This is a genomic window from Microbacterium canaveralium (assembly GCF_047238045.1).
Taxonomy (GTDB): Bacteria; Actinomycetota; Actinomycetes; order Actinomycetales; family Microbacteriaceae; genus Microbacterium.
Map to the genome: position 1 here is coordinate 250,055 of NZ_JBDFMA010000003.1, position 16,342 is coordinate 266,396.

Sequence of the window (16,342 nt, forward strand, 5' to 3'; positions counted from 1 at the left end):
TCATAATTAACGACGGCACCAGGAAGCCGGGACGAGGACGTACCCGATCCGACGCCGGGGAGGGCGCCGGGTACGGACCACGGGGGTCCCTGCAGTTCAGAGAGGAACGCAGATCACAATGCTGAAGAAAATTCTGACCGGTGCGGCCATCGCGGCTCTCGCCGTCGGACTCGGAGCGTGTAGCTCCACGCGTCCCGCCGACGGCGGCGGCGACGCCGCCGGGGGCAGCAGCGAGTGCAACGTCGGCATCGCGATGCCGACCCGCAGCCTCGAGCGCTGGATCAACGACGGTGAGCAGCTCCAGAAGAAGCTCCAGGACGCCGGCTGCACCGTCGACCTGCAGTACGCCGACAACAAGACCGACCAGCAGATCAGCCAGATCCAGAACCAGATCTCGGGCGGCGCGAAGATCCTCGTGATCGCCGCCATCGACGGTTCGACGCTCGGCCCGGTCCTGCAGGAGGCCAAGGCCCAGAACGCGACGGTCATCGCGTACGACCGCCTCATCAACGGCAGCGAGAACGTCGACTACTACGCCACGTTCGACAACTACAAGGTGGGCACCCTCCAGGGTCAGTACATCGAGGAGCAGCTCGGCCTGAAGGACGGCAAGGGTCCCTTCAACCTCGAGCCCTTCGCCGGCAGCCCCGACGACAACAACGCGAAGTTCTTCTTCGCCGGTGCGTGGGACGTGCTGAAGCCGTACGTCGACAAGGGTCAGCTCGTCGTCCCGAGCGGCAAGTCGCCCGCCAACGACGACGCGTGGGCCAGCATCGGCATCCAGGGCTGGGCCTCCGACAAGGCGCAAGCCGAGATGGACAACCGCCTCTCGTCGTTCTACGGCGACGGCAAGAAGGTCAACGTCGTCCTGTCGCCCAACGACAGCCTCGCGATCGGTATCGAAGCATCCCTCAAGTCGGCCGGCTACACCGCCGGCGCCGACTACCCGATCATCACGGGCCAGGATGCCGACAAGGCCAACGTCAAGGCGATCCTCGACGGTCTGCAGTCGATGACGGTCTGGAAGGACACCCGCGCGCTGGGTGACCGCGTCTTCACGATGATCCAGGAGATCAAGGACGGCAAGGAGGTCGAGGTCAACGACACCGAGACCTACGACAACGGCAAGAAGGTCGTCCCGTCGTACCTGCTGACGCCTGAGGTCGTCGTCAAGGACGACGTGCAGTCCAAGCTCATCGACTCGGGCTTCCTGAAGGCCTCTGACGTCGGGCTCTGATCCGCAACTGCGGCGGGGCGGGTTCGCCCGCCCCGCCGCTCTATCTGTCGCCGCGCGGCGACGGAGGGAGACACCATGACCGAACCGATCCTGCGCATGTCGGGGATCTCCAAGTCGTTCAACGGCGTGCCGGCCCTGGCCGACGTCTCGGTCGACGTGCACCGCGGTGAGGTGCACGCGATCTGCGGCGAGAACGGCGCGGGGAAGTCGACGCTGATGAAGGTCCTCAGCGGGGTCTACCCCGCCGGGAGCTTCGACGGCACGATCACCCTCGAGGGCGAGCCGGTCGCGTTCCGCTCGATCAACGACAGCGAGGCCGCCGGCATCGTCATCATCCACCAGGAGCTGGCCCTCAGCCCCTACCTCTCGATCGCCGAGAACATCTTCCTCGGCAACGAGAAGTCCAAGCGCGGCGTCATCGACTGGAACGCGACGAACACCGCCGCCGCCGAACTGCTCAAGCGCGTCGGCCTGCGCGAGAACCCGGCGACGAAGATCTACGAGCTCGGCGTCGGAAAGCAGCAGCTCGTCGAGATCGCCAAGGCGCTGGCCAAGGAAGTGAAGCTCCTCATCCTCGACGAGCCCACCGCCGCCCTCAACGACGACGACTCCGCGCACCTGCTCGACCTCATCGACCAGCTGCGCGACCAGGGGATCACCTGCATCATCATCAGCCACAAGCTGAAGGAGGTGCTCCGCATCGCCGACCGCATCACGATCATCCGCGACGGCCGGACGATCGAGACGATGCGGCGCGACGACCCCGAAACCGACGAGGGACGCATCATCCGCGCCATGGTCGGTCGCGACCTCAACAGCCTCTTCCCCCCGCGCGAGCCCGACATCGGCGAGGAGCTGTTCCGCGTCGAGCACTGGACCGTCCACCACCCCGTCGACACCGAGCGCGTCGTCATCGACGACGCGTCCTTCATGGTGCGCGCGGGCGAGATCGTGGGCTTCGCCGGTCTCATGGGCGCCGGGCGCACCGAGCTCGCGATGAGCATCTTCGGCCGCATGTACGGCACCGGGATCTCGGGAGAGGTCTACAAGGACGGTCAGCAGATCGACGTGCGCACGGTGGATGCCGCCATCAAGAACGGCATCGCCTACGCCACGGAGGACCGCAAGAAGTACGGTCTGAACCTCATCGGCGACATCCAGGTCAACGTCTCGGCCTCCGCCCTCGCCCGCCTCGCGCGTCTCGGCGTCGTCGACCGGTACCGCGAGTACAAGGTCGCCGATTCGTACCGCTACAAGATGAACATCAAGGCGCCCAGCGTCGCCGCGATCACCGGACGCCTCTCCGGCGGGAACCAGCAGAAGGTCGTCCTGTCGAAGTGGATGTTCACCGGACCCGACGTGCTGATCCTCGACGAGCCCACCCGTGGCATCGACGTCGGGGCGAAGTACGAGATCTACGGCATCATCAACGAACTCGCGGCCCAGGGGAAGGCCGTCATCGTCATCTCGTCGGAGCTGCCCGAGGTCATCGGCCTCTCCGACCGCATCTACACCATCTCCGAAGGACGCATCACGGCCGAGGTCAGCCGTGAGGATGCCACCCAGGAGACGCTCATGCGGCACATGACCGCCGGAAGGAACTGACAGCAATGGCCACCGCATCCACCCAGACGGTCGAAGCGCCGACGCAACCCGGGCCGCGGCGCCGCGGTCTTCTCGCGCGCATCAACTTCCGGCAGTTCGGCATCCTCGCCGCCCTGGTCATCATCATCGTGCTGTTCCAGGTGCTCACCGGCGGACGCCTGCTGCTCCCGGGCAACGTCAACAACCTCATCCAGCAGAACGCCTACGTGCTGATCCTCGCGATCGGCATGGTCATGGTCATCATCGCCGGTCACATCGACCTGTCGGTCGGATCGGTCGTCGCGATGGTCGGCGCGATCGCGGCGATCGCGATGAATCAGTGGGGCCTGCCCTGGTTCGTCGCGGTGATCCTGTCGCTCATCGTCGGCGCGATCGTCGGGGCCTGGCAGGGATTCTGGGTCGCCTTCGTCGGGATACCCGCGTTCATCGTGACCCTCGCGGGCATGCTGCTCTTCCGCGGACTCACGCTCGTTCTGCTCACCGGCGGCACGATCAGCGGTCTGCCCGACGGCTTCACGGCGATCGGCGCCGGGTGGCTGCCGCCCGTCCTCGGCTACGTCGGCAACTGGGACAGCCTCACCCTCGTCCTCGGTGCGATCGCGAGCGTGCTCCTCATCGTGCAGCAGCTGCGCACCCGCGCCACGCTGCGCCGTCTCGAACTGCCCCGCGAGGTCGCGTGGTCGTTCTGGCTGAAGAACGCGATCGCGGTCGTCGCGATCATGGCCGTGGCCTTCACGATCGCCGCGTACAACGGCACGCCGATCGTGCTCATCATCCTGGCCGTGCTCGTGCTCGCCTACACGTTCGTCCTGAACCGCACGACGTTCGGTCGTCACATCTACGCGATGGGCGGCAACCTGTTCGCCGCCGTGATGAGCGGCGTGAAGACGAAGTGGGTCAACTTCTTCATCTTCGTGAACATGGGTGTGCTCGCCGGTCTCGCCGCGGTCGTGAGCACGGCGCGCGCCGGCGGTGCCGTGGCATCCGCGGGTCAGAACTACGAACTGGATGCCATCGCCGCGGTGTTCATCGGTGGCGCCGCGGTCCAGGGCGGTATCGGTACCGTCGTGGGCGCGGTCGTCGGTGGTCTCGTGATGGGCGTGCTCAACATGGGCCTGTCCATCCTCAGCGTCGACGCGGCCTGGCAGATGGCCATCAAGGGCATCGTGCTGCTGCTGGCCGTCGCGTTCGACATCTTCAACAAGCGACGCAACGGCGGTGCCTGATCGGGTGGGGAGCGTGGCCGTGGGCCGTGCTCCCCACACCGGCGAGGACCGGGGGGCGCTCGATGCGAGAATGGGGGAGGTGCCCTCATGACTCCTGCCGTGTTCGAGCCCGCGACGCCGCTCGCACCGCCCGCAGGTCGTACGACGAACGACCTCATCCGCCAGCAGAACCTCGCGTCCGTGCTGTCGTTGCTCCACCTCCGGGGAGCGCTCTCACGGGCCCAGCTGGGTGCAACGATCGGTCTGAATCGTTCGACGGTCACGGGCCTGGTCATGGAGTTGACCGAACTGGGGCTCGTCCGCGAGGTCGCCGCCGGTGAGCGGACCGGCAAGGTCGGTCGCCCCACGCTCGACATCGAGCCCGAGGATCACGTCGCGGCGCTGAGCGTCCGCGCCGAACCGCACGCCATCACGGTCGCGCTCGTCGGGCTCGGTGGCGTCGTCCACGCGCGGCTCCGGCACGACACGGCCAGTGCGCCGTCCCCGCGTCGCTTCGTGCAGATCGTCGCGTCGTCGGTCGAGGCGATGCGGGCCGACATCGACCGGCACTACCGCGTCGTCGGCGCGGGTCTCGCCGTCCCCGGGCTCGTGAACGCCAACGGCTCGGTGCTGGTGTCGCCGACACTGGGGTGGCGGCGCGATCCGGTGGCCGCGCGGTTGAGCGACGAGCTCGGCATCCCGGTCTCCGCCGGCAACGACGCGAGCATCGGCGCGCTCGCCGAGTCGCGGTTCGGCGTCGGCGTCGGGGTGTCGAACCTCCTCTACCTCGGCGGCGCGATGCACAGCATCGGCGGCGGCCTCATCATCGACGGCACGCTCCTGCGCGGGACCTCGGGCTACGCCGGCGAACTCGGCCACACCGTCATCGATCCCCGCGGGCGCGCGTGCGTGTGCGGGCGGAACGGATGCCTCGAGGCCGAGGTCCGGCTCGACCTCCTCGAGCCGCTGCTCGGTCGCCGGAAGCTCGACGAGGACGAGCTCGATGTCGAGCTCGGGGTCGCCCGCGACCCGCGGGTGATGGCCGAGGTCACGCGCCAGGTCGAGGTTCTGTCGCTCGCGCTGACGAACTTCGTCAACGCGTTCAGCCCCGAGACGGTCGTGTTGTCCGGGTACCTCGGTGCACTCCTGTCGGTGAGTCGCGAGCGCCTCGCCGAGGCCGTACGCGTCCACCCGCTCGGCGCGGAGGGGCGAACGATCCGCCTCGAACGCGCGCACCTGCGTTCGCGCCTCATGCTCATCGGCCCCGCCGAGCTCGCGTTCGCGGACCTCCTGGCGAATCCGGCCGGTTTCCGCGGCTGACGCCGGGCGCGCGCTGCCGAACGTCCGGCGACGTGGCGCCCGTGCTCCCGCGGCGACGGGCGTCGTTCACCCGCTGGTCAATCACGGGGGCTAGCCTCGCCGCGGCATGCGCTACCCGAGCGGATGCCAGGGGAGGGCCCGCGTGGATCTCGACGCCGGCCGCGGTCGTTCGTGGTCATCCGTGCTCGCCGCCGTTGCGGCGGTGCTGTTCGTCGGCATCGCGATCGCACTCGTCGTGTCGGCGCAGACCGCGGGGCGTGAGCGTCCGCTCGGGGAGCGCGTCGCGGCCTTCTCCCCCGTGGCGGCGGCCGCAGAGCCGGTGCCCGCCGACATCACCACGACGGTGAACCCCGATGCCACGGCCGTCACCGGCTCCGAAAGCACCGAGACGCAGACCGCCGATCCCGCGCCGGCGGACGCCCCGTCCACGGTGCAGCTCGTCACCGCGGACGCGACCTGGAGCGCGCGGACCGCCGCAGCCACCGGCATCCCGGAACGCGCCCTCCGCGCCTACGCCTCGGCCGCGCTGACCCTGAAGGCCGAGCAGCCGGGCTGCGGACTGGGGTGGAACACGCTCGCCGGGATCGGTGCGATCGAGTCCGCGCACGGCACCCACTCGGGAGGTCACCTGGATGCCGCCGGCTACCCGCAGCCGGCGATCAGGGGCATCCCCCTCGACGGCAGCGCAAGCGCCGAGATCGCCGACACCGACGGCGGTGAGTGGGACGGGGATGCCACCTGGGATCGCGCGGTCGGACCGCTGCAGTTCATCCCCGCCACGTGGCAGCGGTGGGGTGCCGACGGCAATGGCGACGGTGTGGCCGACCCGAACCAGATCGATGACGCCGCCCTCGCGGCAGGCCGCTACCTCTGCGCGGCCGGCGAGATGACGAGTGCCACGGGCTGGCGACGGGCGATCTTCTCCTACAACCACCTCGACAGCTACGTCGACGACGTCGCCGCGGCGGCGAACACCTACGCTGCGCGCGCCGCGGGCTGAGCGCGCATCAGCTGCGCAGCACGACGTTCTCGGGCTCCTCGCCCGCGAGGAAGTGGTCGATCTGCCGACGCACGAGCCGCGCGATGCGCGGGCGCATGGAGTCGGTCGCGCCACCGACGTGCGGAGCGATCAGCACGCCGTCCAGCGACCACAGCGGGTGATCGGCGGGCAGCGGCTCGGGGTCGGTGACATCCAGTGCTGCGCGGATGCGTCCCCTCCGCACGTGGTCGACCAGAGCGTCGGTGTCGACCACCGGACCGCGGCCGACGTTCACCACGAGCGCGCCGTCGGGCAGGGCCGACAGGGCTGCATCGTCGACGAGGTGCCGGGTCTTCTCGCCGCCGGGCAGCGAAGCGATGAGCACGTCGGTTCCCGCGAGGACGTCGTACAGCTCGCCGAGCGGGAGGACTTCCACATCGTCCTGCAGCCGGCCGTGCGAGGCGACCGCGCGCAGCTCGACCTCGAAGGGCTTCAGGCGTGCAGCGATGGCGCGGCCGACGCCGCCGAAGCCGAGCAGCGTGACGCGGGCATCGGCGAGGCCCGGCGCCCACAGGCCCTTCCATTCCGCTCGGTCCTGCGCGCGGACGAAGGCGGGGAGCGACCGCTGGGCTGCCAGCGCCAGTGTGACGGCGAGTTCGGCCGTCGCCGTCTCGTGCACGCTCGTCGCGTTGGCGAACGCGATGCCGGCGGGGAGGCGCCCCTCGACGTTGTCGTACCCGATGGACTGTCCCTGCACGAGCCGCGTCGTCACTTCGGACAGCCGGGCGATGACGGTGTCCATCGACATGTACGGCGGCACCACGATGTCGATGTGCGGGCGGGGTGCGGCATCCGTCATGTCCCAGACGAGCACCTCCACCCCTTCGGGCAACGGCAGCAGGTCATCTCGGAGCTGCGCGGTGGGCACGGACACGACGAGCGAGGAAGTCACCCGCCCCACGCTACCCGCGCGTGCGTGGGGCAGCACGTCGTGTCGGTCAACCGGGGACATCCGCGGGCGCGGGCCGCCGACCGATGTGCACCCCGACCGGAACGTCGTACGCGAGGTACTCCGCCATCAGCGCGTCCGCGTCGCGGGTGAAGAGTCGACGCGAGAGTGCCGCGGCGAGCTTCGTCGCCCCGCCGACCAGGCCGGGGATCTGATGGCTCAGCATGCCCTGGCTGATCCGCGCGCCGTGATTGAACATGTGGATGCGTGACAGCGCCGAGTGTTCCGGTGCGCTGCGGCTGACCAGACCGAAGTCGTCGTCGAGATAGGGGAACGCGGCGAGACCCGGGCTCTCCGCCGCTTGCGCCGGAGTGAGGCGGTCGGCCCAGAGCGTGGCATCCGGGGCCACCGTCGACAGCTCCGGACGGCTGGCGAGATCCGCGACGATCCCCGTCGCCGCGATGACGACGTCGTAGCGGTGGATGCCGTGCGGCGTCGTCACCACGATGTCGTCGCCGTCCCACTCGGCACCGTGCCACGGCGACGACGTGAGGAAGCGGAACTCGTCGAAGGCGTGCGCGCGCCAGATCGCGTTCTGCGTCGCGGGCTGGTCGACCGCGGAGAGGTGCACGTTGAACGTCCACTTCTGCGCGTCGGTGAGCGAGCCGTAGTTCTCGATGAGACCTGCGAACTCCATCCACCGGTACGGGCTCACCTGCGGCATCGCCGGGCGACGCATGTGCACGTCGACCGCGGCGGCGCCGTGCTCGAGGGCCGTCGCGGCGTTGTCGAACGCGCCGGTGCCCGCCCCGAGGATGCCCACGCGTTTTCCGGCGAGGGCGGGGAAATCGATCGCGTCGTGAGTGTGGTGGACGCGTTCCGCGGGGAGGCCGGCGAGGAGGGCGGGGAGGTGCCGACCGCCCGCGCCCTCGATCCCCGTCGCGAGGACGACATGGCGGGCCAGCAGCACCCAGGAGCCGTCGGGGCCGTCGAGCTGCAGGCGCAGGGGGCCGTCGGCATCCGTCGCCGTGATCCTCGTGACCGTGGTCGAGCCGACGACCTCGACACCCGCGACCGTGCGGTACCACTGCAGGAATCCCTGCCACGCGACGGTGGGGAAGAAGGCGATCTCGTCCCACGCCGCTTCGCCGTACACGGCTTCGAACCACGCGCGCGGGCTCTCCGCCGGAACGCCCCACGTCGGCCACGCGATGTCCTTCGGCGTGCGGAGGGTGTGCATGCGGGCGTACGTCGTCCAGGGGCCGGTCGCGTCGGCCGGCGCCGCGTCGAGCACGACGACGTCGTCGATCCCGCGGGCGCGCAGACCGCGGGCGAGGACGAGCCCCGCCTGCCCGGCGCCGACGATCACGACCGGGTGTTCCCCGTCGCGCTCACCGACCCACGACCGTCCGTCCCCCGCGCTGAGGTGTTCCTGGTGCGCGGCCTCCCGTTCGAGCGCGGCCAACCGCGCCGATGCGTCGCGGAGGGGTGCGAGCGTGCTCACTCGGGGATGACGACCCGCACGCCGTACGCGTCGTCGAGCCGGAAGTTGTGGTGGTCGGTGACGTTCGTGTCGTCGAGTTCGAGATTGACGAAGTCCATGCTCGGCTCGGCGAAGAACGGACCCGCGTGCCACGTGCCCTTGAGCATCGTGATCGCGGTGCGCGGCGGGATGCGGAACGCGCGCAGGTCGTCGAGACCGGGCTGGTCGATGCCGGCGGGCGCGACGGCGATGGTCCACTCGACGTCACCGACGGACATGAGCGTCTGCGTGGTCTCGAGGTGCCGCGTGACGCGCGTGAACTCGGGCTTCTTGTCGTCGAGCGACATGAGGTAGAACCGCGGGATGCCGCCGGACACGTCGAGCACGGCCTCCTCCGACGTGAAGGGTGTGCCGTCGGCCATGGGGGTGAGGACGACGCCGAACGGGGCGAACGTTTCTGCGGTGACCGTCTCGGCGGTCAGCGGGTGGGCGGGGAGCGTGTCGGTCATGCCCCCAAGCTACGCCTGTCCGACAAGTGCTCACCATACTTGTCTGACATGTTCACGACGCTGTTACGATCCCGAAACGCCCCGATCGTGCCGGACCCGACGGATCAGCGCGTTCCGTAGCCCGGCGGGCGCGGCCACCTGCACTTCGCGGGACCAGTACCCGACGTCGTCGCCCGTCCCGTATCCGCAGTACGTCATCTCGACGACCGGGGTGCCCTCGGCCGTCGCGAGCAGCGCCGCGCGCTCGGCATCCAGGCCCACCGCATCGACCCACAGGGTCTCCCACGCGACCCGGATGCCGTTGGCCTCCTCGGCGAGGTCGAACACGGGTCGCCGCGGGTCGAGGTCGACCTCGCGCGCGAGCGGAACGAGGTCTTCCGCGAGGGCGTAGGGGGCCCCGTCGACCCGCCACACTTTGACGGTGCGGAACACCCGGGTGCCGTCCGGGAGGTCGTCGAAGCGGCCCGGGTCGCCGCCCCGGAGCACGTGCACCCCGGATGCCGCGACCTCGAGCAGCGGTTCGTAACCGGCGGACCGGATCGACAGGGAGTGGTCGAACTGTTCGTCGATGCGGCGCCCGACGTCGGGGAGGCGTCGGTTCGGTGTCGTTCGCGTGCCCTGCGTGCGGTGGACGTAGCCGCGCTCCTCGAGGCGCACGAGCGCTTCACGCACCGAGGCCCGGCTCGCTCCCGTGAGCTCGGCGAGGCGTGGCTCGGACGGCAACGTCTCGAGGTCGCCGCTCCAGAGGGCGAGGATCCGGTCGATGACGGCGTCCTGGTCTGTCGCGCGCATGGGCCTCTCGTTCCGTGCGAGCCTCACGGCCAATCGTCGGGACGCTGCAGCAGCTCCACGGCGTCCTCTCGGCTCGACACTCCCAGCTTGCCGTAGATCGACCGGACCTGAGACTTCACCGTGTTCACCGACACGTTGCGCACCCGCGCGATCTCGGGGATGCCCAGGGGCGAGGTGAGCAGGTAGGCCAACTCGCGTTCGGTCGTGGTGAGGGCGGCAAAGGCTCCCGATCCGTTGGAGCGGGCGGCGATCATCGGGAGGATCTGGCGCATCATCGCGACCGTCGGAGCCAGGCCGGGGTTGTGTTCGACGACGAGGCTGAGCAGCCGTTCGGTGTCGTCGAAGGGGATCATTAGGAACGGCGTGACCGAGCCTCCCGTGCGCCCGATCAGCTGGACGACGGATTCCATGCTCTGCACGGCGCGCTTCTCGCTTCCGAGCCGGAGGAAGGCGACCGCTCTCCGCGTCAACACGGGCGTGAGGGTTCGGAGACAGTGCTCGTCGAGCAGCGCGACACATGCGTTGGTGGTTTCGATGACCTCGCGTTCACGGCCCATCTGAAGCAGGACGCCCGCGCGCTGCATCGGGAAGCAGACCGCGTGGCCCGGGTGCGTGGCGGCGTTCGCCATCACGGCCATCGCCTCGTCGAACTCGCCCTGGGCGGCGAGCATGTCCGCGTGGAGGCCCAGAAGAAGATCGCGCACGATCCGGAAGCTGCGGGTGCGGCCGGATCCGTGCAGCAGCTGTCGACTGTCGGCGAGGCCCGTGGTGAGGTTGCGATCGATGAACATGGCCGTCACCCGGATCATCCCGACGCTGAATGCCCAGTAGGGATCGTCCGGCTGCGCAGCTTCCAGTTCGTCGGCGATCTCTCGCATATGGTCCATGTCGGCGGTGCTGACGGTGACCAGCCCATCGCCCAGGAGCAGGCAGTGGGAGGTGTTCTCGATGGACCATCCCTCGTCGACGAACACGCGCCGGGCCTCGTCGATCGCGACCGTGGCCGCGGGGTATTCCGCATTCAACCCGAGGTTCAGGGCCTGAACGCTGAGTGCGCGATATCGCTGCGCGGGTGTCTCCGCGAACATCAGCGCCTCGGCGGCGTAATGACCGCCGATCTGCGGCCAGCCGATGGCGGCGCAGTACTCGGCGACGCTCGCGAAGAGTCCCGACCGGGCCGGTCCCGACAGCGCGGCGGGCCGCGTCAGGCGCCCGGTGTCGAAGTAGCGTGAGACCAGGTCGATGCCGTCGCCCAGCGCATCGTTGCGGGCGCGCGCGACGAGCATCGCCGACAGCAGCATCGCGCGCGTGTCGGTCCAGACGAGCGGCGGGGGGCCCGGTTCGGCCTCGGCGAGCAGCGAGAGGTGCCGGGGAAGAGGCTGTCCGTGTCCGGGCTCCAATCGCGCGAACGTGTGCGCGGCCGCGGCACGCAGAGTGGCGCTGTGCCCGGTGGCACCGTGTGAATCGCTCATATGACCTCCGTCGCACGAGCGAATCCGCGCCGCTGGCGTGCGCGGCGATCGCGTCGTGGATTGACAGACACCCGGGAAGGGCGGTCGGACGCGAATTCGGGTACACGAGCGGCCGCTGAGACCGCATGCCCCCAGGGAAGCGGCCCCCACAGCGAGGATATGACAAATGTGCCAAGAACGCGCCCGGTTCACCCACCGAAACGAGTGGTCGGCGCGGCGCGACGCCGTGGGGAGGAGAGGTGGTGGGTGGCTTTACGCGGCCGCGGACACGACGGCCGAGATCGCGGACGTGAAGAAGCCCAGCCCATCGACGCCCGAGCGCATCGCGACGGTCGTACCGGGGCCGAAGCCGGGCTCGACCGCGTGCTCGGGGTGCGGCATCAGGCCGACGACGTTGCCTCGCTCGTTCGTGAGGCCGGCGATGTCGTCGAGCGAACCGTTCGGATTCACGCCCAGGTAGCGGAACGCGACGAGCCCCTCGCCGTTGACGCGGGCCAGGGTCTCGGCATCCGCGATGTATCCGCCGTCGGCGTTCTTCAGGGGGATGACGATCTCGTCGCCCTCGTCGAATTCGCTGGTCCACGCCGTCGAGGCGTTGTCGACGCGCAAACGCTGGTCGCGACGGATGAATTGCTGGTGCGCGTTGCGGATCAGGCCGCCGGGCAGCAAGTGCGCCTCGACGAGCATCTGGAAGCCGTTGCAGATGCCGAGGATCGGCATGCCCTTGGCCGCGGCATCCTTCACCTCGGCCATGATCGGCGCGAACGCGGCGATCGCTCCGGCGCGCAGGTAGTCGCCGTAGCTGAATCCGCCGGGGAGGACGAGCGCGTCGACTCCGCGCAGGTCGTGCTCGCCGTGCCACAGGGCGACGGGCTCCGCACCCGCGAGGCGGATCGCGCGCTGCGCGTCGCGGTCGTCGAGCGAGCCCGGGAAGGTGATGACCCCGATGCGCGTCGTCACTCGACGACCTCGATGTTCACCACGTCCTCGATGACCGCGTTCGACAGCATCTCGTCGGCGAGCTCGCGGGCGCGGGCCAGCGTGGCCTCATCGACCTCGCCCTCGACCGTCAGTTCGAAGCGCTTGCCGATGCGGACGTCGGAGAAGCGGTTCTCACCCAGTCGCGACAGGGCACCGGCGACGGCCTTCCCCTGGGGGTCGAGAAGCTCGGCCTTGGGCATGACGTCGACGACGATGGTGGGCATTCCAGCTCCAGGTGTCGGAAGGGCAATGGATGCCATTCTACGTGGCCGTGCCCGGGGTCGACCGACACGCCCCTGTGCGTGGTCGATGCAAGCCCTTGCGTGCTCCCTTCCGATATGGGAGCGCTCTCTTGACACCGTGGGAGCGATCCCATAGCCTCGGTCGCGATCGGTGAGAGCGCTCCCACGGTTCAGAGGTCGAGGGAGCGCCGCGCATAGGAGCACACCGAATCACCCACCACGAAGGAGTGTTCTGTGAAATCACGTGCCCTGCGTCGTACCGCCGTCATCGCGGCCGTCGCCTCCACCTCCGCCCTCGTGCTCGCCGGTTGCTCCGGCAGCGGGGGCACCGCTTCCGGCGACGGCGAGGTCACCCTCACCATCGCGACGTTCAACGACTTCGGGTACACCGATGCGCTCCTGCAGGAGTACATGGACGCCCACCCGAACGTGAAGATCGTCCACAACAAGGCCGCGACGAGCAACGACGCGCGCGAGAACTACTTTCAGAAGCTCGGCAAGACCGGCCTCGCCGACATCGAGGCGATCGAGGTCGACTGGCTCCCCGAGGTCATGGAGTACGCCGACCTCCTCGCCCCCGTGCCCGACGACCTGAAGAGCCGCTGGCTCGACTACAAGGTGGAGGCCGCGACGAGCCCCGAGGGCAACCTCATCGGCTACGGCACCGACATCGGACCCGAGGGCGTCTGCTACCGCTCCGACCTGTTCGCCGCGGCGGGCCTGCCCACCGACCGCGCCGAGGTCGCAAAGCTCCTCCAGGGTGACTGGTCGACCTACTTCGAGGTCGGCGACAAGTACGTGGCCGCGACCGGCAAGGCGTTCTTCGACTCCGCCGGCGGCACCTACCAGGGCGCCATCAACCAGGTGGAGGCCGCGTACGAGAACCCCGACAACGGAGAGATCACCGCCACCTCCAACCCCGAGGTCAAGAAGATCTACGACCAGGTGCTCAAGGCCAGCGCGACGCAGTCGGCGCACCTCGGCCAGTGGTCCGACGACTGGTTCGCCGGGCTCTCCAACGGCGCTTTCGCCACGATGCTCTGCCCCGGCTGGATGCTCGGCGTCATCGAGGGCAACGCCCCCGACGTCAAGGGCTGGGACATCGCCAACGTGTTCCCCGGCGGCGCCGGCAACTGGGGTGGCTCGTACCTGACCGTCCCCGCCAACGGTAAGAACGTCGAGGCCGCACAGGAGCTCGCCGACTGGCTCACCGACCCCGAGACGCAGGTCAAGGCGTTCGAGAACGCGGGCACCTTCCCGAGCCAGACCGACGCCCTCAAGGCCGACGCCCTGCTCGGTAGCACCAACGCCTACTTCAACGACGCCCCCGTCGGCGAGATGCTCTCGGAGCGCGCTCAGGCCGTGAAGGTGTCGCCGTACAAGGGGAAGTTCTACTTCCAGATCAATGACGCCATGCAGAAGGCGCTGACGCGTGTCGAAGACGGCACGCAGGATGCCACCTCCTCCTGGCAGCAGTGGGTGACCGAGGTCGACGCCCTTTCCTGACCCGCGCGAACGGATGCCAGGGGCTGCTGCTTCGGCCCCTGGCATCCGTCGCCCGTCCCCCTGGAGGAGACAGAACGTGACCAGCACACTTGAACGGCAGACCCCGACGGCGCCGCCGTCCGCTGGGGGACGCCAGCCCCGGCGCGTGGGTTTCAGCAAGCGCCGCAGCGCGTGGGACCTGAAACTCTCGCCCTACCTCTACATCTCGCCGTTCTTCATCCTGTTCGCGGTCACGGGGCTCTTCCCCATCGCGTACACCGCGGTGATCTCGTTCATGGACTGGGACCTGGTCCGCAACTCGGGGCACTTCATCGGCTTCGACCAGTACGCGTGGGTGCTCAGCCAGCCGAAGTTCTGGATCGCCCTGCGCAACACGTTCAGCATCTTCCTGCTCTCGAGCGTCCCGCAGCTGATCCTCGCGATCTTCATCGCCGCGATGCTCGACCAGAACATCCGCGCCAAGACCTTCTGGCGCATGAGTGTTCTGATCCCCTACGTCATGGCCCCGGTGGCCGTGGCCCTCATCTTCAGCAACATGTTCGGCGACCAGTACGGCGTCGTGAACACCACGCTGCAGAGCCTCGGTCTCCCCGCCGTGCCCTGGCATTCGGATGCCTTCGCGAGCCACATCGCGATCGCGACGATGGTGAACTTCCGCTGGACCGGGTACAACACCCTGATCCTGCTCGCTGCGATGCAGGCCGTACCTCGCGAGTACTACGAAGCGGCAACCGTCGACGGCGCGGGGAAGATCCGGCAGTTCTTCTCGATCACGCTGCCGAGCCTCAAGCCCACGCTGATCTTCGTCATCATCACCTCGACGATCGGCGGCCTGCAGATCTTCGACGAGCCCCGCATGTACGACCAGTACGGCACCGGCGGCGCGGACAACCAGTGGCTCACCGTCACGCTCTGGCTCTACAACGTCGGGTGGGGGGAGTGGAACTTCGGGCGCGCCGCGGCGCTGGCCTGGATCCTGTTCCTCATCATCCTCGCCATCGGCGTGATCAACCTGTTCATCACGCGCTCCGTCGTGCGCGACGAGGGTCGGCGCGACGCGCGCTCCCGTCGCGAGGTCCGCGCTCAGGCGCGCGCCGCGAAGAAGCAGCTCGCGCGAGAGGAGGCGGCACGATGAGTTCCGTCAACGCCGTTCCCGTCCCCGTCGTCGACCCGGATCTGCCCTCGGCGCCGCGCCGACGTCCGCGCCCGGTGCGCGGCTCGCGGCCGAGCTGGATCGTGTACGCCGCGCTCGGCGCGGTGCTGCTGGCGAGCGTGTTCCCCTTCTACTGGTCGCTGCTCATCGGATCCGGCGACTCGTCCACGATCCGCGACGCCAACCGGTCGTGGATCCCCGGCGGCAACTTCTTCGCCAACGCCGCCGCCGTCATCAGCGACCCGGCGGTGAACTTCTGGCCCGCGCTGCTGAACTCGATCATCAGCTCGGGGCTGATCGCGGCATCCGTCGTCTTCTTCTCCACCCTCGCGGGGTGGGCCTTCGCGAAGCTGAAGTTCCGCGGCGGCCCGTGGCTGCTGGTCTTCGTGGTGGCGACGATGGCCGTGCCGACGCAGCTCGGCGTCGTCCCGTTGTACATCCTGTTCAGCGAACTGGGGTGGACCGGGCAGCTCGGCGCCATCATCATTCCGGCGCTCACCAGCGCGTTCGGCGTGTTCTGGATGACGCAGTACCTGCGCCAGGCGGTGCCCGACGAGCTCATCGAGGCGGCGCGCGTCGATGGTGCCAGCTCGTTCCGCACGTTCCTCACGGTGGGTGTCCCTGCGGCGCGCCCCGCCGCGGCGATGCTCGCGCTGTTCACGTTCGTGAGCGCGTGGAACAACTTCTTCTGGCCGTTCATCGTGCTCGATCGGCAGAACCCGACCCTGCCGGTAGCGCTCTCGCTGCTGCAGTCCAACTACTTCGTCGACTACTCCATCGTGCTCGCGGGCGTGCTGCTGTCGACGATCCCGCTGCTGCTGCTGTTCGTGTTCGCCGGGAAGCAGCTGGTCAGTGGCATCATGCAAGGGGCGGTCAAGGGATGACACTTGCGCCCACGGAAGGAACCCG

General features: G+C 69.0%; 15 protein-coding genes. 8 read left to right on the plus strand and 7 right to left on the minus strand.

The genetic code is table 11. The features are described from left to right. The first annotated feature begins 118 nt into the window (after positions 1-118). The 5 genes from chvE to ABC271_RS02120 all read left to right on the plus strand — a co-directional run bounded on the left by chvE (position 119) and on the right by ABC271_RS02120 (position 6,367). Positions 119-1,237, plus strand: coding sequence for a multiple monosaccharide ABC transporter substrate-binding protein (chvE, locus tag ABC271_RS02100; protein WP_412923266.1), 1,119 nt, complete (start codon positions 119-121; stop codon positions 1,235-1,237). Between the two features lie 75 nt (positions 1,238-1,312). Next, complete coding sequence (gene mmsA, locus ABC271_RS02105) at positions 1,313-2,842, plus strand: multiple monosaccharide ABC transporter ATP-binding protein (protein WP_412923267.1); 1,530 nt, start codon at positions 1,313-1,315, stop codon at positions 2,840-2,842. 5 nt (positions 2,843-2,847) lie between these two features. Next, entirely contained in the window at positions 2,848-4,068 is a 1,221-nt protein-coding gene (mmsB, locus tag ABC271_RS02110) for a multiple monosaccharide ABC transporter permease (RefSeq protein ID WP_412923268.1), read from the plus strand. 87 nt (positions 4,069-4,155) lie between these two features. After that, positions 4,156-5,367 (plus strand): ROK family protein, encoded by a 1,212-nt coding sequence (locus tag ABC271_RS02115; RefSeq protein ID WP_412923269.1) that lies wholly within the window; start codon positions 4,156-4,158, stop codon positions 5,365-5,367. 142 nt (positions 5,368-5,509) lie between these two features. Further along, positions 5,510-6,367, plus strand: coding sequence for a lytic transglycosylase domain-containing protein (locus ABC271_RS02120; protein WP_412923270.1), 858 nt, complete (start codon positions 5,510-5,512; stop codon positions 6,365-6,367). A gap of 7 nt (positions 6,368-6,374) precedes the next feature. Here ABC271_RS02120 and ABC271_RS02125 read toward each other — a convergent pair whose 3' ends face one another. From ABC271_RS02125 to purS, 7 genes are all read right to left on the minus strand, one after another. Next, positions 6,375-7,298: a 2-hydroxyacid dehydrogenase gene (locus ABC271_RS02125; protein WP_412923271.1), complete on the minus strand. Its 924-nt coding sequence runs from the start codon at positions 7,296-7,298 to the stop codon at positions 6,375-6,377. A gap of 46 nt (positions 7,299-7,344) precedes the next feature. Continuing rightward, positions 7,345-8,799: an FAD-dependent oxidoreductase gene (locus ABC271_RS02130; protein ID WP_412923272.1), complete on the minus strand. Its 1,455-nt coding sequence runs from the start codon at positions 8,797-8,799 to the stop codon at positions 7,345-7,347. Then, positions 8,796-9,287, minus strand: coding sequence for an ureidoglycolate lyase (locus ABC271_RS02135; RefSeq protein ID WP_412923273.1), 492 nt, complete (start codon positions 9,285-9,287; stop codon positions 8,796-8,798). The genes ABC271_RS02130 and ABC271_RS02135 overlap by 4 nt, the downstream gene beginning before the upstream one ends. A 63-nt stretch (positions 9,288-9,350) precedes the next feature. Then, positions 9,351-10,079, minus strand: coding sequence for a GntR family transcriptional regulator (locus tag ABC271_RS02140; protein ID WP_412923274.1), 729 nt, complete (start codon positions 10,077-10,079; stop codon positions 9,351-9,353). Positions 10,080-10,102: 23 nt separating this feature from the next. Continuing rightward, positions 10,103-11,551, minus strand: coding sequence for a LuxR C-terminal-related transcriptional regulator (locus ABC271_RS02145; RefSeq protein WP_412923275.1), 1,449 nt, complete (start codon positions 11,549-11,551; stop codon positions 10,103-10,105). Positions 11,552-11,803: 252 nt separating this feature from the next. Further along, positions 11,804-12,511, minus strand: a complete 708-nt coding sequence (gene purQ, locus ABC271_RS02150; RefSeq protein WP_412923276.1) for a phosphoribosylformylglycinamidine synthase subunit PurQ — start codon at positions 12,509-12,511, stop codon at positions 11,804-11,806. After that, a complete protein-coding gene (purS, locus tag ABC271_RS02155) occupies positions 12,508-12,756 on the minus strand; it encodes a phosphoribosylformylglycinamidine synthase subunit PurS (protein ID WP_022878640.1) in 249 nt (82 codons plus the stop codon). The genes purQ and purS overlap by 4 nt, the downstream gene beginning before the upstream one ends. A 252-nt stretch (positions 12,757-13,008) precedes the next feature. On the opposite strand from purS, the gene ABC271_RS02160 reads away from it, so the two are divergent. The 3 genes from ABC271_RS02160 to ABC271_RS02170 all read left to right on the plus strand — a co-directional run bounded on the left by ABC271_RS02160 (position 13,009) and on the right by ABC271_RS02170 (position 16,317). After that, positions 13,009-14,280, plus strand: coding sequence for an ABC transporter substrate-binding protein (locus ABC271_RS02160; protein ID WP_412923277.1), 1,272 nt, complete (start codon positions 13,009-13,011; stop codon positions 14,278-14,280). A gap of 76 nt (positions 14,281-14,356) precedes the next feature. Further along, positions 14,357-15,415: a carbohydrate ABC transporter permease gene (locus ABC271_RS02165; protein ID WP_412923278.1), complete on the plus strand. Its 1,059-nt coding sequence runs from the start codon at positions 14,357-14,359 to the stop codon at positions 15,413-15,415. Further along, on the plus strand, positions 15,412-16,317 hold the full coding sequence (locus tag ABC271_RS02170) for a carbohydrate ABC transporter permease (protein ID WP_412923279.1): 906 nt from the start codon (positions 15,412-15,414) through the stop codon (positions 16,315-16,317). Before ABC271_RS02165 ends, ABC271_RS02170 begins: the two co-directional genes overlap by 4 nt. The last annotated feature ends 25 nt before the right edge of the window (positions 16,318-16,342 follow it).